Consider the following 25,841-nt stretch of genomic DNA (forward strand, 5'->3'; position numbering starts at 1 on the left):
ATTCGGGCTGATCATTCCGTGGAAAAGGTGTAGAGACGACCCACGGGTTCCTGTGCACCGAAATTCAGCCTGACGTTTCCGATACCATCCAAACGTGACTCGTCGAAGCCCTGATCGTTCAAATGCTGAGGCGCGCCGACGGCGCGAGGCCCAACAGCGCCGCGGCGACCAAGCTCGATCACGGTCTTCCGAGTCGACATTGCCAGACTCGCCGACCGAACCGCAGGCCGATTTGTGGGCAGCTTCACGGTCTGGCGCCCGCGCCGGGCGCGGGTTCCGTTATCAGGATCTCGTCACGGCCCTCATTGTGCTGAGTCTGTGGAGCGAGGGCGAGGCGACCGCGCTGGTGACCCCGGAGGGGTACGACGACATTTCCGTGAAGTCCCGCACCGGGTCGCATTTCATTCAGGTCAAGTCGCGGCGCGAGACCGCGGGCGAGTTCCCGGCGACAGAACTACGCAAACATCTTCGCTCCGTCGCCACGTCTTGGGTGAAGCGCCGGGATGCGGGGCTTCCACCCGCGACGATCCTGCTGCTTGAGCGACCTGTCGTCGGCATCCAGATACCAGGGTGGGACGGCGCCCGACGGGCCGGCTCAACCGCAGGGCCGGACTTGTCCTTCGAATTGGATGCGGTCTCCCCCGCAGACGACCAGACGAGGGCAGCATTTGCAGCCTCGATTTCTGTCGCATTGTGTCGGGATCCCAAGGCTCGAGCGATCGAAATTGTCGCCACAGCCCGTAGCATTCCAGAGTCGCTCGCCGAGATCATCGTGGCTGCGGTTTGTACACAGATCGGAGAGACCAGCAACGCAAACGCCGATCGGGATGCCGCAAACCGTGCAGTCGTTGACGTCGCCGGAATCGATGCCCTGGTAGAACACGTTCTCGCGACCGTCGATCTGGAACTGCTTGACGAAGCAAGGTCGCTCGGGGTCTGTGAGGCCATTGATTGGAGAAGGCCGGGCGACGGTTCGGACCTACGGCAGGGCGCGCACGTGGGAGCTCCCCATATCGATGCCGGAATGCTCGTGCCCCGACCCGACCTCACACGGCAGGTGATCGAAGTCGCCGAGGCACGCCGCCTAGCGGTAATCAGCGGGCCGAGCGGCAGCGGCAAGAGCGCGCTCGCCTACACCGCCGTTCACGAGACCCGCACCTTGTATCGCTGGCAGCAAATTCACTCGCTGACACCCTTGGGGCGCACCGGTCGTGATGCTGTTGCTCTGCTCGTTGCGCGCGTTGAGTCCCTGCGACCCAGCGTCTATGCCCCAGTCGGCGTTCTGATTGACGACGCGGGGCGCCATGACCCTGACCTGCTCGACCGGCTGCTGCGGCGGCTCGCGGATTTGCCTAACGTGATCACGCTTGTTTCGATACGCGAGGAAGACCGCTTCCCGGTCCCGCTGCTGTCGTCCATTGCCACGATAACGCCGATGCTCGACGACGCCTTCGCGGAGCAGCTCTGGCGCGACTACTGGATCCGCGATCTCACCGCCTGGGCCGGCTGGCGGGAGCCAGCCGAGCGCGCAGGCGGCCTCCTCCTGGAATACGTCACTCTGCTCACCGAAGGCGAAAACCTCGATACCGTCGTCGGCGCGCAAGTCCGGGCGCGCGAAGCCGACCAGAGCCGGTATCTCGAGCTTGAGATTCTTCGCCTCGCATCTTGTGCTAACCAATACGGTGTTGGAGTCCCCGCATATGCGATCCGATCGGCTTTAGAGGCCGATCCTGACGCATTCACTGCAGCCAGCCGCCGCCTCATCGACGAGCACTTAGTCATCGAGGACTCGAGCAATCTCCTACGACCGCTGCACGAATTCCGCTCTTTAGCGCTCGCCCGGGCAGCCCACCCATTCGGACAGCGGGAGAGCCTTCGGCGCCTCGTCGCTCTCGTACCCAGCAGCCAACTCGCACGATTCCTCCGACGCGCACTGGAATCCGGGGCCGACTCGGCCGTGATGATCCAAGCCGCAACCGAGCGCGTTACAAGCGATCACCAACTCGAGGCGCTCATAGCGGTCGCGTCGGCCTTCCGCGCCGACGGGCTGCGACGGCGGGCCGACGATTGGAAGCGCATCCTCGACGAATGCGGTGTGGATGCAGGCAACGCTGTTACTGCCTTCACATTGTCCCGCACCCAGCCGCGCCCCGACACTGACCACCTCTTCAAGCCTGAGATTGTCGCTGCCGTCGAGCTACTCCGCAGCATCCCGACCGATCCGGATCTCCAATCCCTGTGGCGAACGATCGACGCGAAGCTAGTCGAAGAACTCGTGACGACAGCGGTCTCCGATGATGATGCAATTCATCTCCTTTTGCAGGCCATCACCGTACTTCGTGGTTTTGACCCCACAGCCCTGGAGGCCGCCGCGGACGCGATCGGCACCCGACTAACGGTATGGGCGCTGCACGACGCGGCCGACATCACGGAAGCGTTGCGCCGCGCAGCACCCGAACTCGCTGAACGCGCTGTCACGGTCGCTGGCGGCGAACAACTTCTTTTGCGCAGGATCGCAACGGAAACGCCGTGGCTAGCGGCGCTGGACCGCACGGATGATGGCGTTGCCGGCAGCTGGATTTTCATCGACGAGGAATTACAGCCGGATCCGAACGAGGCGGTCGTCAAAGTCTGCCGGCTCGCCCTCGCCTTGGCCCCCACGGCGATGATTGCGAAAGTCGGTGCAGTGGATGCCCTCGGACGTTTGGCCAAGCTCGGTGACTACCCGCTCGTCGACAAAGCAATTCCACGGGAAAATCTGCCACACAGCCTCGAAGTCTCCGAGAATAGAGCCCAGGCTCGAGCCTTAGCCCGAAAATACGGCGCAGGCACACTGACATCCAAGCTCGCGGCTGAGGCCAAAGCGCTAGGGGCGATAATCGATCTGCTCCCAGAGATCACGATCGCCCACTTGGGCGATCGAGCCATGCCACAAGCAACTGTTCGCAGGTTCCAGGCGGCAACGGCACTGATTCCGGAGATGGATGCTCCGGCAGACGAAGGTTACACGGACGAGGTTCCTGGTACTCTCGGCGACTATCCCGTTGAAAGTACCGCCGTCACTGTCGTACGGTCGCTGCTCCAGCATGTCATTCCGAACCTTGCACGGGCAGTCGTCGCCGAGCGACGCCCCATCCTGGCAGCCGGAATACTTGACGACCTCATCCGCAAGGTCGGTACATTGATCGAACTCGACAGATATCGCTACCTCCCCGATCCGCCCGACTGCGCTCGGCTGCTCGACTGTCTCCGCGACTTGCGCATGATCGCGTCCGCCAGCGCACGAGCAGACACCTCGGTCCGCGCATCCATGCGGGCCGCCGCTGGCCGGCACACAGGAAGCGCAAGGATTGTGGCTGCGGCCGCCATTGCGACCGAACGCTCTTCCGCCGCCCTCCAGAAAGAGGCCGCACGAATGCGAATCGCGCTCGCCGGCTCGGGGTTCGCCGTAGCCGTCGTCCCGAGCTGGTCCGACCACACGATGTTGAGTTGGCCGTCCGGAGACCTGGCGATCGTCGTGGAAGGGGAAAGTGTCCTCGCTCATTTGAATTCCGTTGCGGCCCTCGCGGATGTTGCGCGGAATGCTCGTGACCATCCGGATCGCCGTGTATGGATTGGGTTGCGCTCGCCCGAGGGGTACCTGCGTGCCTCGATCTTCCAGATCGCACATGAAGGGGTTCTCCCACTTGGCAATCGCGAAGCGCCCTCCGCGTTCGCAGGTTCACTCTGCGCGACACCGATTTCGGGTCCTTATGGGGATTATCTGCAGCTGGCTCGTCGTCTCTCGTCGATCGCCGCGATTATTGCGATCCGCGGAAGTTCTACGATCCCCGACGAGGAAGGCCGGGTTCTCGAAGAATCCTGGGGGCGTCTCACCGGCGTCAAAGCGCAAGTTGATGAGCTCACGTGCGCTCACGTTGGAACCGAATACGTTTCGGCACTCAACAACAAGTTGACGATCATCGGCACAGCGGTCATGGAGGACCTGTCCACCGCCAAAGACTCAGCGGAAGAAGGCCGGTCGGGCTGGGGCGAGATCGTGAGCTTGCAGAGCCTGCTGCTGCTTGACGCGGACAAAGCGGCCACAGCGGGCACCGATGCTGCGGTCGTCTACGGCACGGTAGCCGTCATCGCGGACATCGAGGACGATTTTGAAGGCGCAGATGACCGCATTGCACACATGCATGAGCACGCTTCCAATTCCTAAAAGAGCCTCCATTCGCAAGCTCTGGTCCGTCCCCCTTCCCGTTGCCTGTCTGGTAAATCAGTTCGGTCATCTGTTCATATCCTCCTCGATTCGTATTAGGTCGTTCATCTGGATGATCTGTGCGATCACCTCGTTGTGTGCGCTGGTCGCATCGTTCAGCCGGATGGCCACCTCGCCGAGTTTCCTGCCCAGTTCCTGGCGCTGCCAGAGCATCTCCTGGAGGGGTTGCGGCTGGGCTGGAATGTCGACGTAATGGTGACACATAGTTGTTGCTCAATCAGAGGCTAGAAAGAATATTTGTGCTTGCTGGGCATACAACCTGGACGTAGGTCAAATGGACGATTCCGAGCTTCGTACGTTCATCGCCAACGGTCAGTCCGGGCACTATCAAATTCAGATCCACAATCCGGTGCCGATCGAAGGGTTCATTGAGGAGCTACGTGCTTGCCCAGATAGTGAGGTGGGAGCCTAATGTCACGCTATCAACTCATAGATGTTCAGACTGGCGAGGTCGTCCGCGAAGAGCGCACTACCTACGGAACTTCAAACTTCACCCGCCGTAAGAAGAGTTTCTTTACGCCTCACGAGCAAGACACGATTATCTTCTGTCTTATTGGCGTCATCATCGGCGCCGTGATCTTCTAGCACCGAGGTGGGACTCGGCCGGCACAGCTGCTTGCGAAGCGAATCTTGCCCGGTCACTTTTTGCTACTCATGTGTCAAGATGATCGGACAATTGCCCCAACTTGTGTTGGGGCGCTGTCCCGTTAAGGTGCTCATGGAGGGCAACATGATCGGATCTAGGGTCTTTCTCGCTACCGTAGTTGTCGCTTCCGTAGCTACTGCCGCATTGACAGGGTGTGCGTTCTCTCCGGCCGCAAACCAGGGGCAAACCTCGTCGAGCACCAATGCCGACCAGCAATCCGTTCATGGTTGGGTCGGTACGACCCAAAGCGCCGCGCTCTTCATGCAATGGACGCGCAACGGCAATAATGTCAGCGGGAGCCTGGTCGATACCGAAATCGACTCATCAAACAGCAGCAAGACGAAGAACTATAACGAGTCCTTCACGGGCACGGTATCCGGCAACAGTGTGACACTCACGTTCAGTGGAGGATTCGGTACATCATCGAATCTGTCCGGAATGCTTCAAGACTCGAAGATCATTCTTTCCTTCCCGCAGAGCAATGGATCGATAAAGACGATCACCATGAGCGATGGGACTATTGAGCAGTACAACCAGGACGTTTCGAAGTTGACCGGGCAGGCGCAAAGTAATGCGCAGGCAACTGCTAAGGCTTCGGCTGATGCAGCCTATAATCAGAGGGTCTCGAAAGAACGCCAGGCAGCTGCCGCTGAGCTCGCTGCTATCGAACAAGACGACTATTTCAAGAACGACCTCACTGCGATGGGTACTGATCTCGCCAAAGTTTTGTCGGATCTACAGAAGACGCAAAGCGAAGCCGCGGACGGCCAGGGTTCTTATTGCGAAAACGTCTACACGGTCTATAACGATGCAGTGGGTGCGGTATATAGCGATATGGAAGCGTCCGTATATACCGATGCGATCACCGTCAAGAACAGGGCTGACAAGATACGGGCCGAAATATCATCGCTCCAAAGCGACCTTCAGGCGCTGACAAATGACGGCGCGGGCGCAGACGCACCGTCAGACGCTCAGAAGGTCATCGACGGAGTGAACAGCGATATAGGTAATGCGATCGCTACATCGAACCAGAACATTGATATCGGGAATGGCTATGTCGCAACCGCATACTCGGTGGGGAACGGCATAGCCACAGGGGCGTGTGCAAACCATGGGCCAGGGAAAGCACCGAAGCCGGTGGATCACATCGGCTAACCTCCAGTCTCTACACGGGCAAACCGGCATTGGACTGTGAGGATGTGGGATAGCGATGCGGGAGGCCTAGATCGACATAATCAAGGCGCCCGCCCGCAAGGGGCTTGAAGAGGACCGGAAGCGGTGGCTCGGGCGCTGAGATTCGCCTTTGAAGTCCACCAACTCTACTTCCACGTCGCGTATGTGGCACACCGTAAGGGCGATCAGACGCTGGCATCTATGCCCAGAATCCTTGCTGCAACGTTGAAGATGATCTTGAGTACGATGCCCGCGAGGATCGCGATGAGCATGAGGGAGCCCAGCTGGAGAACCAACGTGATTGTTCGGGCATGAAGGCGCGCGAACCAGCGAGGAAAGCGGAGTCGGAACCGGATTGTCAGCCGATTCCGGATCTTCCTAGAAGGAAACCTGCCCTCCCACCAGACAGCCAGCACCACGATGAGCATCCCAACGGTGACTTGATACGACGCCTTGAAGTTGTCAGGTGTCTTGATGAAGCCGATGATCAGTGCTGTCCAGTAGCCGACGAACAAGATGATCAGACCCGATGCTGTGCGCGACGCGACGTCACGCCAGAACTTCTCGTCTCTCAGCCACTCGCCAGGCCAACGCAAGGGGTGCGACTCAGTCTGTGGTCGTTCTGTCTCGATGGTCATCATCGTGCCCCCTCATCTATCTAGCTTCTAAGGCTGCATCGTACCGGTAGGGGATGGCTTGCGCCTTGCTTGAGCCATTCTGTCTGTCTTACTCGCTATCGTGGTCTGTGCGTCATCGCGTGACCTACCACCGAAGAGTGCGAGGGAGACTTTGTGTCTGACATTGAAGCTATTGCGAGTTCGGCCAGCGGGTTGAGGCCGCTCAGATTTCTGGTTGCTCTTGCGGAACTCATTGACGAGACCCCAGGGCTGGTTGAGGTGTGGCGTGACGGAATCTTGGAGCGGGCGGGAGAGCCAGGGCTCGACTACCAAGTTTGGGCCGAGGACGCGCGGGCGATGGACCGCAACGGTTGGGTTCGCTTCGAGGAGAGCATTGCCGGCATCGATTCGCTGAGGCTGACCCAGCACGGCAGAGACACTGCTGCGGAGTTCGCGAAGCTGCGTGAGTCGCCGTGGGATAGAACGCGCCACACCGCGGAGGCCTCGCTCCAGTGGTTGCATGCTCTCGAGCTTCGAGAACAAACTGCCCAGCAGTTCGACGAGTTCTTAGCCACTCCTGAAGGGGCGTACTTGGGCGCACCCCTGACGCAGACCGAACTCAAGCGAGCCTGGGAGCATCTTGCAGACAAGGGCTTGGTCAGAGGTACGAAGACAATGCAGGGTCCAGTCCTTCGCCCGAGCATCACTCCTGCAGGAAGCATGCTCGTTGAAGCCGGCCGCTCAGTGTATGACTCAGATTCTGGCTCGGGGTCAGTGACGCACATCAACGCGCAGGGCGCCCATGGGTTCAATATGGCTGTCAACAGCCCCTATGCAACGCAGACCAACACGCTCACGACGGAGCAAGTGAATCACGTGAAGCAGACCGTCGATGCGCTGCGGGGTGTCTTGGCGAATTTCGGCGTCCCCGAGAACGTGAAGGCTGAGGCCGAGATCGTGCTTGGAGAGATTGAGGAGGAAGCTGCAGCGCGGGCACCTCATAGCGGCAAGCTCAAGGAGCGTCTCACGGCTGTTGGAGCAGCGATAGGTCAGGCGGGCCTGGCGGTTGTCACGACGACGGCCAACGCCTTGATTCAGCACGCAATGCAGGGCATGTAGTCCGGAGCGAGCCACCCGCTCCTCTGGCCGCCCATATCGGTTAGCACTTCCTCGAGGTATCCGATGCGGAAGTAACTTTTGGATCTGTCCACCGTATCTCTAACGTGCACCGACTCCCATCCATAGGATGACGCTAGCTTTGGCTACCTCCTGCCGGGCTTCCGTTCGCTTTTTTAGGGCTATATCGTGCGACTCAGAAGTTTGCGCGCCGGCTCTTTGGCCGGCGCGTTTGTCTTAGACCGCGCCTGCGACGCCGGAAGAACACACCCGACTCAACAAGAGGAAGAGAAGCCCGAGATCGTCCGCGATGAAAAGGGACGCATCGTGAAGGGCGTCGCCCAAGACGGGAACAAGAACGGGACAGCCGGCGCCCGACTAACTATAAGCCTGAGTACTGTGAACAGATTCTCGAGTTCTTTAGCGTCGAGCCGTTTCAGTCTGGCCGCTGCGGAGCCTCTCCGATTCCGAGACCGAGCCACCAAGCCGGCCAGCGCAGCCAATTTCGATCACCGCCCCAACTGCACCCGCTCACGTAGGGCAGCGCGTCGTGTGCAGCGTTCAGAATTTCGACGTTCTCGGGGGATGGTTAGCTGCCGCATTGGCCCTGCGCGCCTGCATCATGTTGCATCTCTGACTCGATGTACTTCGAGAGCAGGCGTGCAGCAGCGACAGCGTCCGCGGCGGCGGTGTGCGCTTCTCCTATTTCGATGTCGAGTCTTTTACAGATGTCTGCCAGGGAAGCACGCTGTCCCGGAAAGTACCGTTTGCTCAGCTGCATCGTGCAAAGTGAAGGCCAGTCCGGGAGTGCGGTACCTGCTCGGTGGAATTCGGATCTGAGGAAGCCGAGGTCGAAGTCTGCATTGTGTGCCACCACAGTGGTGCCGGCAAGCTGTTGCACGATGTCTGGGAGCACGTCTTTGAATCGGGGGGGCGTTGCGGACGTCGTTGTCGGTGATGCCGTGGATGTGGCTGGGCCCGGTTGGTTGGTCTGGGTTGATGAGCGTTGACCAGACATCCTGCACTTTTCCTTGTTCGCTGACCTGGACGATGGCGATTTCGACGATGCGGTCCCGCTGCGGTGAGAAGCCGGTTGTTTCGACGTCGATGACGGCGTACGACCCGTTTTGAGCTAGTTCAAGCATGGGTTCGTTGTTGGGTTTTCGGCCGGTTTTCGACCGGTAGGTTGCCGGGTCGTTGGCGAACCTCGCCGTGGCTTCGGCCAGTTGTTTGATGACTGGCCATGTTCCGGCGACGTCGAGAGCTGCGGCGGCATAGGAACGGGCTAGTAGATCATCGTCGAGGTAGACATCGTATTTGTCGTGCTCTTTCACGGTGACGGCTCTGGCGACGTGTGTTGGATCAGGCTGCGGGCTGGTTGCCAGGTGTCCGAGGAGGGTGGCGGCTTCGTTGAGGGATGTCTTTCGGAGGGTCAGGCCGACACCGTCAAGGCTTGATTCGTAGTTTTCGGCGTTGAGAAGCACGTGGATCGTGTTCATGGTTCTGTCTCCGGCCCACGGGAAGAGCAGCGTGTCATCGCCCCAGGCGATGAGTGGGTTCTCTCGGAGGCCGAGCCTGTCGTACGCGGCCCTGCCCTCTTCGAAGAGCCTCCGTGCCGCGTCGTCGAGGTAGATGGGTACATGCGAGTTTTCGTAGAGTTGTTTCACCCGTTGGCGTATGCCGTCCGCAATTTCGATGCTGCTGCCGGAGAAGGCTGGGGGTCGGCCGCCTCCGGCGTCGGTGAGGTTGATGACCTTGCTGGCTTTGTCCACGTCAAGGATCCGCCATCGGCGTCCTGCGAAGATCAGGAGACAGCCTTCGACGAGAGGGTGGTCTATGGGAATCGATCCGAGCGTGCGGCCTGAGGACACGAGCCGGTACTCCTCGGCTGTTTGGAAGGCACTGTAGAAGCTGTAGTGGTTGATGAGCCGCTCACCCTTGGTGCCCGGCAGGAGGATGTCGTCGGATGACTGCATGATGATGTCCTTGGTTCCCAGGTTCCGGAGGAGCTGGATGAACATGGACTGATCGACATGGCTGAACGGCCCCGCTTTGCATAGCGCACCATGAAGCTCGGTCGCCGTTGCCCCGCCGTGCTGGGCGATGACGGACAGGGTCTGCTGGATAAGGGTTGAGAGGTGGAGGCCGTCGGTGTTCGGTGGTTCGTACCATTTTTCGAGGAGCAGCTCGACTGTGGCGACGGTTTCGAACAGCTCGGCACGAAGCTGGTCCGCTGGAGGGGTCCGGTGGTCGACTGGCCGTTCGGAAACGTACAGGCGCAGGGTTGCGGGTTTGCCCCTTCGGCCGGACCTTCCCAATCGTTGGCGCAAAGCGGAAACGCTGCCCGGCGCGCCGATTTGGGCGACCGTGTCGGCGGAGCCGATGTCGATTCCCATCTCAAGCGTTGAGGTGCAGACCGCTGTTGTTGGTGTATCCGCCGACCGTAGCCGGGATTCGACGTCTTCCCGGAATTCCTTGGACAGGTTTCCATGGTGGGGAAAGAATTCGTTCCCGACGCGGGTGCGGTCACTGATGCTCTTGAGCAGGTCGGCGTAGGTTTCGACGTTGGATCGGGAATTGGCGAAGACCAGGTTGTCTTGTCCGCGCAGATTCCGGAAGAGGTGGTCTGCGATGGCCTGCTTGTCCGGGTCGTCACCCCGGTGTTCTCCTCCGTCGGAGGGGCTGTCTCCGATGGTGATGTATCCGCGGAGCTGCATCCGGAGCTCGGCCGTGTCATCGTTGTGCCCTCCGATCACGTGAACGCCGTTCGCCTGGTCGGGTCTGAGGAAGCGTGCGGCGATGGAGGGGTCTGAGAGGGTGGCGGAGAGTCCAATGCGGGGCACTCGTCGTCGGATGGCCAGCTCTACCCGGTGCAGTAGAGATTGCAGCTGGGCCCCGCGCTCGGTTCCTATGAAGGAATGCAGTTCGTCGATCACGACATAGTGAAGTCCGTTGAGCAGCGCGGGAACCCGGGTCCCTTGGGTGACGAACATGGCTTCCAAGGACTCGGGAGTGATAAGCAGCAGCCCTTCGGGTGATTCCTTTAGGGCACGGCGGGCGCTGCCGCCGACGTCACCGTGACGGCGATGAATCGGCATGCCCACCTTGCCTGCCAGAGGTTCGAGTCGGCCGTACTGATCGTTGATCAGGGCCTTCAGCGGTGAGACGTACAGGGCCTTCACTCCCGGTGGCAGCGCTGCCTTGTCCTGTGCGTGGGCCAGTGATGACAGGATTGGCAGCCACGCGGCTTCCGTCTTGCCGGACGCGGTCGCGGCGCTGATGATGACGTCGGTATCGCCGCGGAGGATCGGTTCGACGGCTTCAGCCTGGGTGGGTCGCAGATGCTCCCACTTCTGATCCCAAATCCAGGACTGAACGCTCCTGTGAAGCTTCCCAAAAGCCGCCTGGGCTCCGGATGCTTCAGAGCTTGAAAGCTGAAAGCTCGTCATCGGTGTCGCTCATTGCTTGACGGTCCTCAGCCGGTTGGAGGTCGGGAAGGAAGTCCTGGGGGCGAGCCGGTGCAGGGGACGAGTCTGTGGCGGTATCGAGGGGGGCGAGGTCAGGGTTGGACTCCCGCTCGAGGTTGATGCTGGTGATCAGGTCCTCCCAGACGCGGTCTGGGTTTTGTTCGAGCACTGCGAGCAGGTCCAGGAAGCCTTTGATGGTGTTCCGTGGGGTGCGGAAGTAGGCGTCGCCGATGCGCTGGGCGCAGTGGTTCATGTACTGGGTGATGCCCTCGTCGCTGATCAGGTAGGCCGATTCGTCGCCCGCTGCCTGGACGTGCCGGAGTTTGGTCAACAGCACATAGAAGTCTTCGGGCGTCAGGCTTGCCAGTCGCAGGACAGGTCCGGAGTAGTCGACGAGTCCGTCCACGGCGTAGCTGTTCTCCTCTAGGCGTGACTGCAACGCGGCGTAGGAGTACAGGCCGCGGCGGGGGTCCAGCAGGAAGTCGGGTGTTCCGCCGAAAATGAAACCCAGGCCCGCTGCGCTTCCCTGGGTGGAGTCGTTGAGGATCCGGAGGATTTGTTCGTAGTTGGAGTTCCGGGCTTGGCTGTTCGCCAGTTTGTATAGATTGACCATCTCGTCGAGGCAGATGAGGATTCCGCCGAATCCAGCCAGACGGACGAATCGGGCGAGGAGCTTAAGTTGGTCGTAGAAGTTGGAGTCATCAATGATGGTTCGAACTCCCAACGCGGCGCGGGCATCGGTGCGTGTGGAGAATTCCCCACGGAGCCAACGCACAGCATCGGACTTGAGCTGCTCATTGTCGGTGTCGTGTCCTTGCCAGTATTTGGCGATCACTTCGGCGAAGTCGTAGCCGCCCGTGAGTTCGGAGAGTTCGCTGAGGTTCCGCCGGATGATGCTCTCAACGGGCGCGCCGGTGTCCCGGGATTCGGTCAGGGCTTGGGACACGAAGCGTTCCACGATACTGGGCATCGCGCCGCCGTCGGGTTTGGCCCGTGAGGCCATGTTCCGCATGAGTTCGGCGTAGAGGCTGCGGGCTTGTCCGCCGGTTGCGTGAAGTCTGCGGTCGGGGGAGAGGTCCGCATGGACGGTGACGAGTTTTTGCTGCAGAGCGATGGAGCGCACGACGTGCAGAAAGAAGGTTTTGCCGGAGCCGTAGTCGCCGACGATGAATCGGCTGCCTGAGCCGCCGTCGTTGATCCGGTTGATGTCGGACAGGAGTGCTTTGACTTCGTTGACCCGTCCTACCTGGACGTGCTGTTGTCCCATCCGGGGAACGACGCCGGAGCGGAGTGATTGGAGCAGGGCATCACGTTCGCGTGGTCGGATGGTGGTCTGTGGAGGGGTGGTCATGCCAGGAGCTCCTGTAGTGCGTAGGAATTGATGGTGAGGGTTTCATTGCCTTCAAGCAGCGGCTCATCGGAGGCGTCCAGCGCGGCTTCGTTGACCGTGTCCCTGGCGCCTTCGGGGAGCAGCCCGTACTGAGCTGCCAGGTCTTCAAAGTCCGTCCACGGTAGTTGTTCGCGTCCGGCCAACGCTCTGACGAGCTTGGAGTGGGATGCGTCCAGATTCCCGACAGGGCGCGCCTCAGGTTCGTCGGCGGAGGTGGGTGTGTTCACTTCGGCTAAGGTCGGCCGGTTTGCCCGCGGTTCTGTCCTTTCACTGGTGTCCTCGCTGAAGATGTCACCCAGGAGCGCAGACACTTCGGCCGTTTCGGCCATCTTTGCCTGGATCGTCGAGGCGCTAAGGGTGTAGTTGTTGGTTGAGGTCGCATTCTGGGCACCCGGGGACGGAGGTGAAGGGACGGGAAATCCAGGATCAGGGTTTCCGGCCAGGCGCACCGTGACCGGTCCCGCTGCGGAGCTGTTTTGCCCCGTAATGGCGTAGTGGAGGCGGCTGGTGACGAGGCCGGCGTCCAGGTCCAGGAGTTTGTAGATCTTCTGCAGGGTACTCACTTCGCCGAGGGCGATGTGTCCGTCCGCGACTGCCACGGCGACCAGCATGTCGCCCAATATGGCCTTTTGTGCACTGGTGAGAGTGCTGAGCCGTTTCGTCAGGCCGCTGAGCATCACCCCTGATGCCCCAAGCCATTGAAGGTGCGCATGCAGTCGGGTGCGCTCGGGCTCCGTCAGTTGCAGGGATGATTCGATGTGGGCCGTCAGGTGGTTGACCTCGGCGGGGGAGATGTCGCCGTCGGCGGCCATCACTGCGGCCGCGAGGTGGGTCATGGTCAGCGCGGTGCTGTAGGACGGTGTTGCGGAATGAGGGCTGCCGGTTTGTGCTCGGAAGAGCACGACTGGCGTGTCCGTGGTGATGGCTGTTCCGCCGAAACGGACGTCCGGCTCGAGGCCGGCGCCGAAGCTATCCAGAAGTGTTGCCAGATTGACCGCTTCGGGCTTGGCCAGTTTCTCTCCGTTATTGGGTGGCCAGTGCTCAAAGAGCGCGTGCCCGGTGATCTCGGTCCTGTCCCGTTCGAGTTTTCCCTGCACCCAGGTACGGAAGTCACCGACTGGCCCATCTGCCTCGAGGAGAAGGTCGCTGGGGAGGAGTGCGGCTGCTGCCAGCGATCCGGCCTTGTCCGGGTTGCGGCCGAGCCAGCGGCTGTAGGTGTCCAGTTCTGCCGTGACATCGTCGAACAAGGCCGCGAGCTTCTTTTGAGGCGCCCGCTGGGCGAAGACGTCGGGTATCTCGCCGATAGTCATGGTGACGGTGCCGATTTGGGAGCTCGCCGTTGTGTAACTGAGCTCCACCTTCGCGGCGCCCGGCCGGACGGTGAATCCGTCCCCGAAACGCTGGTGGTAGCGGAGACGGAAGAGACGAGTGAATTCCTCAGTACAGCGGGTTGCCGCCGTACGCACGGCGACTTCAGGATGGAACCACGCCCATGCCAACGCCCAATCGGCGGGGATGGCTGTCTCATCGGCGGCAAAGGCACCCAAGTGGGCGCGAAGCGACAGTGGGACCTCCCAGCGTGATTCTGTTAGGGCCGGGGGCCGGGGGGAGTCATCGGTGGCTTGGAGCATGATGAAGTCGATGACAGCAATAAAGCGGGATGCATAAGAGCTGAACGAACCACTTGAATGGCGGTAAGCCTCAAGCAGAGCTACCATCTCCGCTTTGATTCCGGCCAGTTCCGGGGCCAACTCGGGCTGTTTGGCGATATCTACCAGTACACGCCGTTCAAGCCCATACATGAAAAGGAAAACATAGCCGATCGGCGTATCCGGGAGCCGGCGGCCTTGGATCAGCCAGGCGAGGTAGGCTGCGCGCCCTGCTGGGGTGATATCTGCGTAGGAGGGCCAATAGTTCAGGCATTCGCCTGACCAGTCCGGGTTGCGGGAATCGACGCGAAGTGTGGGATCGATCAGTGATGGCTCGACACCTCCTCGAGGGGAGGTGAGGCCTTGGCCGGCATAGACCATGCCAGTGATCCGGACGCCTTGACCGAGGTCCAGTGACTCATTCGCTCCGTACCACCGTGCATGCTTACGGCTGACCCGCGCTACGGCAGGTGTGTTCTGCGTTGCAGCGGGTTGGGTCGGCGGCTGAGTTGCGGGCACGAACGCACGCGGCGAAGGCGGAGGTTCGGGCAACGGACTAACTGGGGGAGCTACGGCAAGCGGGGTGAGGCCAGCGGCTTGTTTGAAGGTTGCGCTGGAACGCAGTTCCCTGGCGAAAAGGGCGGCAGCCTGTGCGTTTGATACCTGTAGAATCCACCGGAAGCCGTTCACGCTGTCGAGTTCGAGTTCTGTGTACTTCATGATGGGCAGAACCGGGTTGTTCTTGAAGCGGCGGTCCGGGCCGCCCTTCTTGTTGACGTACTGCCACGTCGATCCAACCTGAATAGCGTCCGAAGGTGTAACACCAGGGGACTCGATGAAGTTGGTCTGACGTTCTTGGACCCTTAGTGAGTCGTAGCCGATGTCGGTGAACGTGCGCTTGTTTGCGACGAGTATGCGGTCTGGCAGGAAGTACATCGACGTACCGTCAGCCGATACCCCCGGCACGGCAATGTTTGTCACCAGCTCCCTGGGCCCAGCGTAAGTGAACCCGGCGACAGATCGACCAACCAGGGAGGTGGCACCGGCGTTGACCTTTTGCTGATGTCCAGTTTGCAGTGACCCGGCCTTGTTGATCCGCCAGAGCTTCTGCGACTGCGCCAACGAGTTTCCCGCATCGACGAGCGACTGAAATTGACGAGCATGTTCGTCGTTGACGTCATAAAAAATCACAACGGAACGCCTGGCGCGATCCCGCTGAACGACCCACCAAACCACGGGAATTCCGAGCAGCCAGACAACAAGTCCAAAGGGCATAGTGATCAAGCCCAACAAAACGAGTGCGAGGACGACCCATCGTGTCAGTGGCTTGCGGCCCCCGGCCTCATTGAGCTGCTGTACAAGGTCGTCGGCGGACGTCGGCGCGAGAGCCTGGACGCTGGCACCACGCTGGTCTTCAAAAATGACATCCGAAGAAGCTGGTACGGAAGACGGCAACCATTGAGGATTCTGCCCCGACTGACTCGGCCGGATTCCGGCACCGAGAGATGCTTGATAATAGACGCCCCCGGCCCCCATACGCACATAGTTGCCACGAGGGCCAGAACTGACCCGAAAGCCAGGAACTCCGGCACTGACGCCCAGACCGGACTTACTCAGATTGAATCTGAACGGACCCGCCTTCAGACTTTTCCGAACGTAAAACCCCACAGTTACCCCCACGCCCGGCGCTGAGCCAGCATCGCAATCGAATCAACGAGTGACATTGTTGCAGCAGCCTGGGTTGTTCCTTCGCTGGAACACGAACGTTTCATCACTTCGTCGTGCAGATACATTCGCTAAATTCAAGTCAACAAGCAGTTGCCGGCAACGGGGCTTCTGGACAGGAAGCTGGAAAGGCCGGCTTTTGACCGCTTAGCGGGTCGGAGCTCGGGCGTTGTGGATCCGGCCTGCGAGCCGAGCCCGCCCGATTCATCGGTGGCCGTGGAAGTACCACACGATTTCCGGGTCTTCCGTGGCGTGCTTCCCCACCGTTTGTTTTCGCCGCCAGACAGGCCAACGTTTCCCCTCTTAAGCCGCAGTCGTCTCACCGACTCTACTTTCCGATCGTTAGCAGGATCCATCGGGGTGAAAGGTCGGGTTGTAGCCCTGATCCTCTAAACGGCATTCGTTGGTGCGCACGGCAGAATCTTTTCAACTGGGTGTGGGCCTCACCGGAATGTTGCCGTTGCTGGTGGTGGCGGCAAGCCTTAGCGCGATTGCCGTTCGGAGAGGCAGCGCTGCCGCCCTTGAGGGCAGGGGCGAGTCGGTGGACCGACCGCTTTCGGCTCGGCTGCCAACTGGTTGCGAAGAATTAGGCAAACTTCGGAGGTCTCGGTGTTAGTTGGCTGCGGTGCCTGCGCGGATTGGCGTTTAGAGCAGTTCGGGACCGGGTTCGGGGTTTGCCGGCCCGGTGGGGTTGTCTGTGTGGGTTGTGCCGGGGTTTTGGCTGGTTTTGTGGATTGTTTCGGCGAAGTCCAGGAGGGTGTTGCTGAGGGTGGGGAGTTCGCTGGCTTGGAGGCCGTATTTGGTGAATTCGGTGGTGGGGAGTGTCCGGTGCCTAGCGATGGCGGCGGCGAAGGTTGGCAGGTCCAGGGTCGGGTCCCTCCGTTGGCAGAGGGTGATCAGTTGTTGGTGGGTGAAGCGGTGGCTGGTGATGATGGAGTGGGCGTCGAGGTAGTCCCGGGCGTATCCGCGTGAGTAGACGGCGAGCAGTTTGGACGCGACGGAGTCTTTCAGGGAGAGAATGGGGCCGATGTCGATGATGGCGGGGGAGTTCTCCCACCAGTCCAGTCCGAGGTCGATGACGACGGCTTCTTGGTCGTGTCCTACGGTGATGCTGGCGAACTCTTCGTATTGTCGGGTGATCTCGACGGTGTATCCGGCGGTCTTGAGGGCGGCCGTCATTTTCTGTACCGATGCGGCGAAGGTTGCCGGGGTGTGGCGTCGGTGGAGGGCGAAGAGGTCGATGTCGTCCGAAAGGCGGTCGGTGATGCCGTGTTCGATCAGGGCCTGGCCGCCGGCGAGGAGGAAGCCATCAGCTGCCAGGACGGCAAGTGCGATCTTGGCTGCTACGCGCTGAGTGTCGTCCATGATGGGTGCTCCTTCGCTTCGCGGGTCGCGGGGAGCTGGGGGAAGGCGGCTTCCCAGAGCTGCCGGCACCGTGCCGGAAGGATCATGGTCGGCCACAGGGCCGTCAGCCGTGCAGGGTGGACGATGCGGCAGATTTCCTCGATGGATCCGGAATTCTGCAGGGTGAGTTGGTACAGCACCGAGCAGCTTCCGTCGTCATCCACGGTGTAGCTTCTTTCCGGTCCCCAGTCCAAGTGCAGGGGGAGCTCCGCGGTTCCGGCGGCTGGGCCGTGCAGGTCGTTGAACGCGTGCGGGACCAGGTACACGAGGGAGTCGGCGATCGTGTGCCGGTGCTCGACCGGGGCTGTAATGTACTCGCGGAGCCGGGTGCGGATGAGTTCGGACACCGAGGTGCCTTCCCGCATGGCTTTGTGCTGCGCTTCGTTCCACAGGTCATCGCTGATACGGATCGTGTGCCGTGGTGTCCCTGCTGACATGGCGCGCTCCTTTCAGACGGCTTGACCTTTATGGCCAAGTCTACGCGGTGTCATGACAGCCGAAGGAGAGTTTCGTGACAAGGTAAGAGGCGGGTGTTCGACGCTGCCGGGAAGGCCCGAACCGTCGTGGCCACCTGCTGACAAGGCGTTGAAGCTCGATCGCCGCGGAAAGCTCCACGCCTGAAGGTTGTAAATCATATTGTTGAGCGGCCGATGGGGGAAGATCTGCGGGTGTTGACAATGTCAACACCTTTGGCTTCGGATCGGGTCGTACATCGGCCGGACTGGCTCGGATTGCCTATGTTTTCAAGAGTTCCCAGTGTTTCCAAGGCCCGGAATGCGGTTCGAGTCCCACCTTGGGCACAGCATTCCCCCTCGTCAGAGGGGGTTTTTGCTTTAACGTGTGTACAAAGCTGGTGGTGGCGTCCTCTGACGCTAGGTTCGCGGGCTTTGGCCTGGCCGCCGCGGGGGCCTATTCAGGTGTGTGGGTAGCGGGTTCAGTGCCCTGGCTGGTGGGCCCTCCGCCGGCTCTGTGTTGGATTTATGGGTTCCTCGTTCCGGTTCTATCGGGTTGGTCGTGGATGCTCTTACACCTGTTCATGGTTCCTGGTGACGGGAACGACATGACGAACATAGGCTTTAGGGCGGAACATCCTGAAAGGCCCTTCGGGACTTCCGGGGAGCTGCCGGCGCTCCCCGGAAGTCCTGCCAAAGGGGCTGTTGACACTGTCAACACTTATGTCCGACTTATTAGCGGCAGGCACCGTGTGTGTCCGTCAGGAGCAGGCGTCGTCCTGATAGCGGACCCGGGGCGTGTCCTTTGCATCGGCTTCCGCAGACACGGGATGCACAATTTTCCGGGCTAAGGCGGCGTACCCGGCAAAGGGCTCGGCGGAAGCCCCCAAAATCAACGTCCCAGAAACCGGATCTCCAGGGGGCGCAGTTCCACAGTTACTGACGCCAGGCCGTTAACGCGCGAACGGGCGCATCCGTCGGAAAGGCGGCAGGTCGCGACTGGCGATGTGGAGAGCTCAGTTGCGATAGCGAAGGCGACGATGTCGGACCGCAGCTCATAATGAAACGGCACTGCCGTGCCGCTCTCTACACGGATCTTGGCCTGAACCTCCGCAGTTCTCAGTGGCCGCCGCATATGAAATCAGCTGGAGGAGGCGATGGTGGCTTGAATGTGTGACGGCTGCTGCAAAGCTGTTCTGTACAGCCCTCGATCGCGTCCTCGATGCGGAGGCAATCCCTCGACACGGTATCGACGCAAAACGGCCGGCCCGGTGTTCGGAGTCCGTCGCCACTTATTCTTGGGAGGCACCTGGAAACTCTGGGTACAGAGAGGACTTTGGGGATGGCGCTCCTACCCAACATCAACTTCCGCGACATCCGGTCTTGGGGCACTCCGCCATCTCAAGCGGGAGGCTTTGAGGAACTCGTCTCGCAGCTAATGCGTGAGGGCCTGATCGGCTTTCCGACGGGGACGCGATTTGAGCGCTTTGGCAACCCGGACGGCGGTCGGGAAGGCCGAGGCCTCTTGCCCAACGGCGAGATATGGGCATGGCAGACCAAGTTCTTCTTCCAACTCGATTCCGCGGAGTTCGCGGCCATTGGGGAATCTATCAAGCGCGCGCTCGATCGGGAGCCGACCCTCACGAAGTATCTTGTCGTCTTGCCATACGATCGGCCGTCAGGCGACACCGCCCGGTCGAAGAGCGCGCACACTAAGTGGAATGACCACGTGGAGAAGTGGACGGCTGCGGCGGCCGCCCTTGGTCGCGAAGTCTTGTTTGAATATGCTGGAGAGTCGGAACTCCACCACTTTTTGAGCCGGCCCGACCAGGTCGGACGTCTGCGGTATTGGTTTGATCTTGACGGCTTCTCTCTGCACGACTTTGAACGCATCGCATCCCAATGCGTGTCATCTGCCGGCCCCCGTTACACACCTGAACTCAACGTTGTATTGCCGCTGTCTGAAGCGTTCGAAGGCCTGGGCCGCACGGTAGGCTTCCAGTCCCTGATCCGCGACCAGCTCGCCGGCCTCCGCAAGTCCCGCCGCTACGGTTTCACAATTCCTGACGAGCATCGGGATGAGTTCAACGAAGCCACCACAGCTGCGGACGCCGCCTTGGACCACATGGATGGACTGCTGGAGACCGCTCGAGATGTTGCGCTCAACCCTCAAATCAACCTGCCCGATTTCAGCACCCCTATTCAGACCGCAAAGTCGCATCTGCGGACGGTGACCGGATTGCTGTCAGAGCATGCCGAACGCGACGGCTTCTACTATGACAAGGCCGCGAGTCTTCACTCGCGAGTCACGGAGATAAGGTCGGCGCTGCTCGGGATAGAACGATTCAGCCGGAGTCGCGGGTGGCAGCAATCCTCGAACTCAACTCTGCTGATCGAGGGTACAGGAGGTTCAGGTAAGACCCACCTCTTGTGCGACCTGGCGAGTCAGAGAACGCGGCAGGGCCTACCCACGCTGATTGCTTTGGGCGAGCACTTTCAATCAGGGTCCATCGAAGCGGAGCTCGGACGCATTGTTGGGTTCAACGGGCCGGCGAGCCAGCTCCTCGCGACATTCAGCGTCGCATGTGAAGCTCTTGGGGAAGTCGGGTTAATTATCATCGACGCGCTCAATGAGGCAGAAGACCGCCGAATCTGGACGCGTCACCTGGCCAGCTTCCTGGACCGGGCCAAGGGCTTCCCCAACTTGAGGGTCGTACTGTCTTGCCGCAGCGAGTTCCTGTCTGACAGTATCCCCGAGCATGTGCTCGGGGAACTGGGAAGAGAGGTGCATCAGGGATTCGCTGAAGTCGCTGACGCCGCCATCGTAGAGTTCCTTAGCTGGTACGACATTGAAGTACCGTCGTTCCCGCTGTTGGATCTCGAGTTTACCAACCCCCTTTTCCTCAAGTTGCTGTGTAGGGCCCTGCAAAGGAGCGGTGCCAGAAGTTTCCCTCGAACGGGCCTCGGGCTGAGCTGGACTTACGACATCCTGCTGGAGTCGGTTAATCGCACCCTGAGTAGTCCGGACCGCTGCGACTACGATGCCGAGGACGCACTCGTCCAGGCGGCCGTCACGAATATTGCCCTCGCAATGCGAGATCAGGGACGGTTCCTCCCGAGGGCAACCGCCAGCAAAATCATTCAGACCTCCCTGCCAGACCGTAGCTGGAGCAGCAGCCTGTTACGCGGCCTACTGCACGAGGGAATCTTCACTGAGTCGCAATCGAGTGATGGGGCCTCGATCAGGTTTGCCTACGAACGACTGGGCGACACTGCGATAGCGCGCCTGATTTGCAGTGCCGACTCCCTTGAGACCATTGAACGGTGCCAAGAAATGGCACCACGGTGGTACTCGCACGCTGGGGTGCTGGATGCGCTGGCGACAATCCTTCCCGAGGTGCACGGTGTTGAGCTGCTGGACGCCGTGGAGGATACTTCCAACCGCTTTCAATACGAGCTGTACACAGGGTTTCTGCAGAGCCTCGCGTGGAGGTCGCGGTCTGCCCTTAACGAGCGCACCCGGGAAATTGTTCTTTCACTGTGGAACAGTGATGACTACTCGCACGAAACCCTGACCGCTCTGCTCCAAGTGGCGACGATTCCGAACCATGCCACCAATGCCCTATGGCTTCATGACATGCTGTTCGATTGCGGTCTTCAGGATCGGGATGCGACGTGGACTCAGTACTGCAACGCGGAGCCGGGGGAGCGTGCGCCCCTGCAGAAACTAATCTCGTGGGCATGGTCGCCGGCCGCCAAATCAGCCGACGACGACTCGAGGCTCCTCACGGCCCACGTTCTGGCATGGGCATTGGCTTCCAGCCATCGCCCGACCCGGGACAATGCCACGAAAGCCCTTATTTCGGTGATGGAGGCGGCTCCAGCCCTTCTCGGTACCGTCCTCAACAACTTCCACGACGTCAATGACCCATACGTTGAGGAAAGACTGTTCGCCGTGGCATGTGGTCTAAGCCTGAGGACTCGGGATACAGCGGCTGTCTTCCTGCTCGCTGAGGCAGTGTTCGACTACACCGTCGGGCGGGGCTATTGGCCTGTGCATGTATTCTCGCGAGACTACGCCCGGCGTGTCTTGGACAGGGCTCTGGACTTGGGCTGGGAGTGTCCCCACGGTACCCTCCGCGACGTGGTTTCACCGCCCTACGAGTCCGTGTGGCCGGCAACCGTGCGATCGGCGGAAGAAATCGGAGCAATGACGGGCCCCCCGGAGTACCAGTACTCCACCATTGGCGTGATGTCGAACTTCGACGACTTCCGTAAGTACGTCATCGACACGTCGCTGAGAGATGTAAATCTTCCCGCGGAGGTGGATAACGACCTTATTTCCCGGCTTATTTTTGACCGGGTGCTTGACCTTGGTTGGACCCCGGAACGTTTCGGACGAGTTGACAAGGCCGTCTCATGGCACCCTTCGTCTGACAACAGGACCGAAAGGATCGGAAAGAAGTACCAGTGGATTGCGTACTTCGAAACATTGGGACTGATTCTCGACCGTTATCCGCTGGACGCCCGATCGAACGATGACAAGCGAACGGAGTATCAGCGTCCGCTTGATGTGCGGGCGCCCGACATCGACCCGAGCGTTCTTCTCAAAGCCCCAGAAAGCAGATCATTCAGGGATAGCGAGAAGTCCTGGTTCGCGCCGGTTTCGCCTGAGTTTCCGTCATCCCTTGACCCGGAGTGGCCAGTAGACGACGCGTCCATGCCAAACATTGAGACCCTAATGATGGTGACAAGTCCCAAGGACGGCGCCAAATGGATGCTGTTGGAGGGAAACTTTGGGTGGATCCAGCCACTGCTACCGGAGGAGGCCGCGCTCGAACCATCCCGGCATCAGATTTGGATTCAGGTGGATTCGTACCTGGTCGACGCCGAGAAGCTGCCCGAGCTGTTGGACTGGGCCGCCGACCTCGATTCCCAAGCGGATGTGCCGAAGAGCAGTGATCCGCACGGCCTTTTCTTGGCGGATCACCCCTACGCATCGGCGTGGCCTGAAGCATCCACTCTCGACGAGTGGGATCGTCGGGGGGTTCCAGTCCCAATCGAGATCACCACCACTAATTACAGTGGCACCAGCGGGGAGTGGGACCAGTCAGAGAGCCGCCATCTGTCCGGAATAATTCCCTCGACGGCCATGTGCAGGCTACTTGACGTCGAGCAGCTAGAGGAGTTCCGGTGGGGGACTGAGGCGGAGGGCGTCATCATTGAAAATTTCTCCGTCCGCAACGAGGGCCCAAACACAGCGCACATGGAGATCTCCAGCGTGGTGCCGGTGCTTCAGCAACACTCCAAAGCGCTATTCTGGATCGTCAGAGCGGCCAAGGAGACGGTCGAACGTGACTACAGCCTGCCCCGCGATGGAAGGCCAGTTCGGCGCACTTATCTTGGATTCTACTCATTGGACGGATCCACCTTCATGTCCCACCCAGGACGCGCCGAAACACAACACAATGGGGGTGGGAGCGTCTCGTTCGAGCGTGCCTGGCCCGAGAAGAGCGTCGTTATCGACGCCCTTCCGGAAGGCTAACCATGCCCTTGCAACGAGGACCGTGGAGAGTCAGGTGCGACTGAGCAGTCCACAGTGGACTCACGGTCCGGCGGAGCTCATGAAGTCCGCCAGAGTTGGCGCATAGGATCTGGAAATGCCACCTCGAAGGGTCGACTTTATGTCACTGAGCGAGACTCGTGCTAATACCAGCGGCGCAATTACTGTGGCCGAGTGGGTCAGGGCTCTGGGCGTGATGCCAAGGTCTGCGAGGTCATTCCGAGTGTCATGCCCTCATAGGTTCGGATCAGACGCGGGCCGTCACCAGCGGCTAGGACGGATTCTCAGCCGCGGCCCGGTCCGGCCTTTTCTTCCACGACCTCGTCGGGATCGATAACGTCTTCTTCGATAATGACAACACCGAGGTCGGCTACGGCAGAGTCGGGGCGCTTGAAGGCACGGCGGCTGGCACGGATAACCCACCATGCGAAGGCGGTGTTGGTTGCCAGGCCAATACCGGCACCTACCCCGCGTTCGGCCACTTCGTCGATCACGATGACGCCTGATTGGCCCGACTTGACGATGAAGTCGGGGCCCATGACATTGTTGATTGGCTTGTACGCGGCCTCGGGGATTTTGGCCACGACCTTCCCTGCCCAGTGCGGCGCTGTTCGTGAGGCGAGGGCCTGGATGGCCTTGTCGGTGCCCTTCGCGAGGAGGACGGACCGAACAAGTTCCTCACGGTACCTCAGTTCTGAGTGGGGTGAACTATTGGCTTCAGCGACGGCGAGGACAAAGAAGACGGCTGCCTCCAGAGTTTCCGTGCCGGTCGAATAGGCCCCTATTGTGTTCCGGGGCGTGCCTGCAGCGCCCGATTCTCGACCGATCCGACGCGCGTCTTTCCAGAACTTGGTTTCAAGTTTCCTGACAAGGTCAGCCTGGGAGTGGCCGGGATGTTCCTGTCGCAGCCAATTCACATATTCGATTGCGTCGTCAGCCTGCGTCTTCAGGGCGAGCTCAACTGTCCGCCTCGTAAATGGCTCGATGGTGCCCTTGGGCTTGCCTGCGGGTCGCCGTCCGCTGCGTTGCTGCGTCAATCCGCTCTCCTTAATGCCCCAGCGCTCTCTGGACATCACTCAATGATTTCTATTAGGGAACCCAGAGTCTACTCGTCGACAGATGAAAGAACCCCCGCCGGCTGATAGTCGTCTCCGGACGTGCGACTGTCCGTGGCGGGAGATCCTCATCGCTGCACCTGACCTCGTCCAACGGAGCGTCCAGCACGGTCGCCTTCCCACAAGTCCTGCTGAAGGTCCGCAGATATTCGGAAACGCGGGGGAGGGAAGTCCCATAGCAGCCACGATGGGACTTCACGTCACCGATTGCGGGCTATCGGAGTTGCCGTGGCACGGTAGTTGGCCAATTGCTCACACAATTGGCCAACGGAGGCTGGGATCGACCTCGTTACGAAGGCGCAGGACACTAAGACGATGCGCCTGATCCAGGCGCGGGCCAAGGACACGCTCTAGTGCCGGGTGGATCTGGGTCAGCAGGCCTCGGATCCGGTTCGACGTCGCGGTGGCCTGTTTGGCCAGGTCGTCGTCGAAGCCGCAGAGCATGGTCAGAGTCGTTCTACGTCGCTTATCCACCTCAACAAGCCACTCCTGATCATCGGAGACGAGACAGTGCCTATCGACGTCAAACAGGACGAATCAGTCAAGCGCGGTGAGTCGAAGAAAGATCTGACGTTTGAAGGTTTTGTACGTCTGAAAGGCGGTCGCGGGTTCGCCAATGCCAAGCTCATCATGCTCCCGGTCACGCCAGCTGTTCTGTTGGCATACGGTCCTCGGGGGCGCCCCAACTTTTCCAGCGAGGTCCAGCTCACCGGCGGCGGAAGCACATTCATTCGCAGAGGAACTCAACCGGCTCATGACCAGCTCGGCGATCGACTGGGTCGCGGCCCGTCTCGGTCACCCATCATTCGATTCAATGAGGATGCTTCCGCCGCAGCCACTGCTCACCGTGCATGATTACGGATCGACGGCCTCAGCGCGGGTGAACTCCACTCCCGCGCGACGTCCAATCCGGCGGCTACGGCATGAAGACGTCCTTGAAGTTGCAGAGTCCGAACAGGCGTGGCTAGTGACTGGAACGCTTTCAAGACTTGCGGTAGGAACGCCTCAGCGTCGGGTTACTGGATAGAGCCGACCGGAATCCGCGCGTTCGAAGAGGCCGCAGGCCGGCGGAGCGCACGTTTCCGTTGCTCTCCGGCGACATGGAAAGTGTTGCTCGAGGACAGCGCGACGGTGACGTATATGGGGGCGCGCGGGCGCATCGGCACCAGGATAGGATCCAGTACTCTGGTCTGCCGTTCAGGCAGAGGTTTCCAACGTTACGGTGCGCTGCCGCTCGTGATTCCAGCCGATCGTGGT

General features: G+C 60.5%; 13 protein-coding genes and 3 pseudogenes. 5 read left to right on the forward strand and 11 right to left on the reverse strand.

What is annotated here, in order from left to right:
* The first annotated feature begins 94 nt into the window (after positions 1 to 94).
* The gene (locus tag ACSKT0_RS09675) at positions 95 to 4,207 is read left to right on the forward strand and encodes a dsDNA nuclease domain-containing protein (RefSeq protein WP_437773537.1); all 4,113 of its coding nucleotides are present in this window, start codon (positions 95 to 97) and stop codon (positions 4,205 to 4,207) included.
* Positions 4,208 to 4,273: 66 nt separating this feature from the next.
* Here the strand turns inward: ACSKT0_RS09675 and ACSKT0_RS09680 are convergent, their stop codons facing one another.
* Positions 4,274 to 4,471: a hypothetical protein gene (locus ACSKT0_RS09680; RefSeq protein ID WP_437773538.1), complete on the reverse strand. Its 198-nt coding sequence runs from the start codon at positions 4,469 to 4,471 to the stop codon at positions 4,274 to 4,276.
* Between the two features lie 207 nt (positions 4,472 to 4,678).
* Between ACSKT0_RS09680 and ACSKT0_RS09685 the strand changes: the two genes are divergently transcribed.
* Together ACSKT0_RS09685 and ACSKT0_RS09690 are read left to right on the forward strand one after the other, a co-directional pair.
* The gene (locus ACSKT0_RS09685; protein WP_437773539.1) at positions 4,679 to 4,852 is read left to right on the forward strand and encodes a hypothetical protein; all 174 of its coding nucleotides are present in this window, start codon (positions 4,679 to 4,681) and stop codon (positions 4,850 to 4,852) included.
* Between the two features lie 133 nt (positions 4,853 to 4,985).
* Positions 4,986 to 6,068 (forward strand): hypothetical protein, encoded by a 1,083-nt coding sequence (locus ACSKT0_RS09690; RefSeq protein ID WP_437773540.1) that lies wholly within the window; start codon positions 4,986 to 4,988, stop codon positions 6,066 to 6,068.
* 203 nt (positions 6,069 to 6,271) lie between these two features.
* Here the strand turns inward: ACSKT0_RS09690 and ACSKT0_RS09695 are convergent, their stop codons facing one another.
* Positions 6,272 to 6,724 (reverse strand): hypothetical protein, encoded by a 453-nt coding sequence (locus ACSKT0_RS09695; RefSeq protein ID WP_437773541.1) that lies wholly within the window; start codon positions 6,722 to 6,724, stop codon positions 6,272 to 6,274.
* A 153-nt stretch (positions 6,725 to 6,877) separates the two neighbouring features.
* On the opposite strand from ACSKT0_RS09695, the gene ACSKT0_RS09700 reads away from it, so the two are divergent.
* Positions 6,878 to 7,822 (forward strand): hypothetical protein, encoded by a 945-nt coding sequence (locus ACSKT0_RS09700; RefSeq protein WP_437773542.1) that lies wholly within the window; start codon positions 6,878 to 6,880, stop codon positions 7,820 to 7,822.
* 586 nt (positions 7,823 to 8,408) lie between these two features.
* Here the strand turns inward: ACSKT0_RS09700 and ACSKT0_RS09705 are convergent.
* From ACSKT0_RS09705 to ACSKT0_RS09735, 7 genes and pseudogenes are all read right to left on the reverse strand, one after another.
* Positions 8,409 to 8,837, reverse strand: coding sequence for a 3'-5' exonuclease (locus ACSKT0_RS09705; protein WP_437774002.1), 429 nt, complete (start codon positions 8,835 to 8,837; stop codon positions 8,409 to 8,411).
* Positions 8,776 to 11,268 (reverse strand): annotated as a pseudogene (locus ACSKT0_RS09710) (DEAD/DEAH box helicase); the annotation flags it as partial. The gene ACSKT0_RS09705 and the pseudogene ACSKT0_RS09710, both read right to left, overlap by 62 nt.
* Positions 11,240 to 12,637, reverse strand: coding sequence for an ATP-binding protein (locus ACSKT0_RS09715; protein ID WP_437773543.1), 1,398 nt, complete (start codon positions 12,635 to 12,637; stop codon positions 11,240 to 11,242). The pseudogene ACSKT0_RS09710 and the gene ACSKT0_RS09715, both read right to left, overlap by 29 nt.
* A complete protein-coding gene (locus tag ACSKT0_RS09720; protein WP_437774003.1) occupies positions 12,634 to 15,780 on the reverse strand; it encodes a TerB N-terminal domain-containing protein in 3,147 nt (1,048 codons plus the stop codon). The genes ACSKT0_RS09715 and ACSKT0_RS09720 overlap by 4 nt, the downstream gene beginning before the upstream one ends.
* A 117-nt stretch (positions 15,781 to 15,897) precedes the next feature.
* Positions 15,898 to 16,005 (reverse strand): annotated as a pseudogene (locus ACSKT0_RS09725) (DUF4236 domain-containing protein); the annotation flags it as partial.
* 690 nt (positions 16,006 to 16,695) lie between these two features.
* Entirely contained in the window at positions 16,696 to 17,415 is a 720-nt protein-coding gene (locus ACSKT0_RS09730) for a nucleotidyl transferase AbiEii/AbiGii toxin family protein (protein WP_437773544.1), read from the reverse strand.
* The gene (locus ACSKT0_RS09735) at positions 17,394 to 17,891 is read right to left on the reverse strand and encodes a ribbon-helix-helix domain-containing protein (RefSeq protein WP_437773545.1); all 498 of its coding nucleotides are present in this window, start codon (positions 17,889 to 17,891) and stop codon (positions 17,394 to 17,396) included. Before ACSKT0_RS09735 ends, ACSKT0_RS09730 begins: the two co-directional genes overlap by 22 nt.
* A gap of 1,357 nt (positions 17,892 to 19,248) precedes the next feature.
* Here ACSKT0_RS09735 and ACSKT0_RS09740 point away from each other — a divergent pair.
* Positions 19,249 to 23,451 carry an NACHT domain-containing protein gene (locus ACSKT0_RS09740; protein ID WP_437773546.1) on the forward strand — a complete coding sequence of 1,401 codons (4,203 nt, stop codon included), beginning with the start codon at positions 19,249 to 19,251 and terminating at the stop codon, positions 23,449 to 23,451.
* Between the two features lie 302 nt (positions 23,452 to 23,753).
* On the opposite strand, the gene ACSKT0_RS09745 is transcribed toward ACSKT0_RS09740, so the two are convergent.
* Positions 23,754 to 24,506 (reverse strand): hypothetical protein, encoded by a 753-nt coding sequence (locus tag ACSKT0_RS09745; protein WP_437773547.1) that lies wholly within the window; start codon positions 24,504 to 24,506, stop codon positions 23,754 to 23,756.
* A 378-nt stretch (positions 24,507 to 24,884) separates the two neighbouring features.
* Positions 24,885 to 25,034, reverse strand: a pseudogene (locus ACSKT0_RS09750) (IS110 family transposase); the annotation flags it as partial.
* Between the last annotated feature and the right edge of the window lie 807 nt (positions 25,035 to 25,841).

The sequence above is a fragment of the Arthrobacter sp. KNU40 genome, assembly GCF_051515115.1.
Classification (GTDB): domain Bacteria; phylum Actinomycetota; class Actinomycetes; order Actinomycetales; family Micrococcaceae; genus Arthrobacter.

Bases quoted from the DNA above. Each gene is read 5' to 3' on its own strand.
- ACSKT0_RS09680 (WP_437773538.1), bottom strand. From the start codon at position 4,471: ATGTGTCACCATTACGTCGACATTCCAGCCCAGCCGCAACCCCTCCAG.
- ACSKT0_RS09685 (WP_437773539.1), top strand. From the start codon at position 4,679: ATGTCACGCTATCAACTCATAGATGTTCAGACTGGCGAGGTCGTCCGC.
- ACSKT0_RS09690 (WP_437773540.1), top strand. From the start codon at position 4,986: ATGGAGGGCAACATGATCGGATCTAGGGTCTTTCTCGCTACCGTAGTT.
- ACSKT0_RS09695 (WP_437773541.1), bottom strand. From the start codon at position 6,724: ATGACCATCGAGACAGAACGACCACAGACTGAGTCGCACCCCTTGCGT.
- ACSKT0_RS09705 (WP_437774002.1), bottom strand. From the start codon at position 8,837: ATGTCTGGTCAACGCTCATCAACCCAGACCAACCAACCGGGCCCAGCC.
- ACSKT0_RS09715 (WP_437773543.1), bottom strand. From the start codon at position 12,637: ATGACCACCCCTCCACAGACCACCATCCGACCACGCGAACGTGATGCC.
- ACSKT0_RS09730 (WP_437773544.1), bottom strand. From the start codon at position 17,415: ATGGACGACACTCAGCGCGTAGCAGCCAAGATCGCACTTGCCGTCCTG.
- ACSKT0_RS09735 (WP_437773545.1), bottom strand. From the start codon at position 17,891: ATGTCAGCAGGGACACCACGGCACACGATCCGTATCAGCGATGACCTG.
- ACSKT0_RS09740 (WP_437773546.1), top strand. From the start codon at position 19,249: ATGGCGCTCCTACCCAACATCAACTTCCGCGACATCCGGTCTTGGGGC.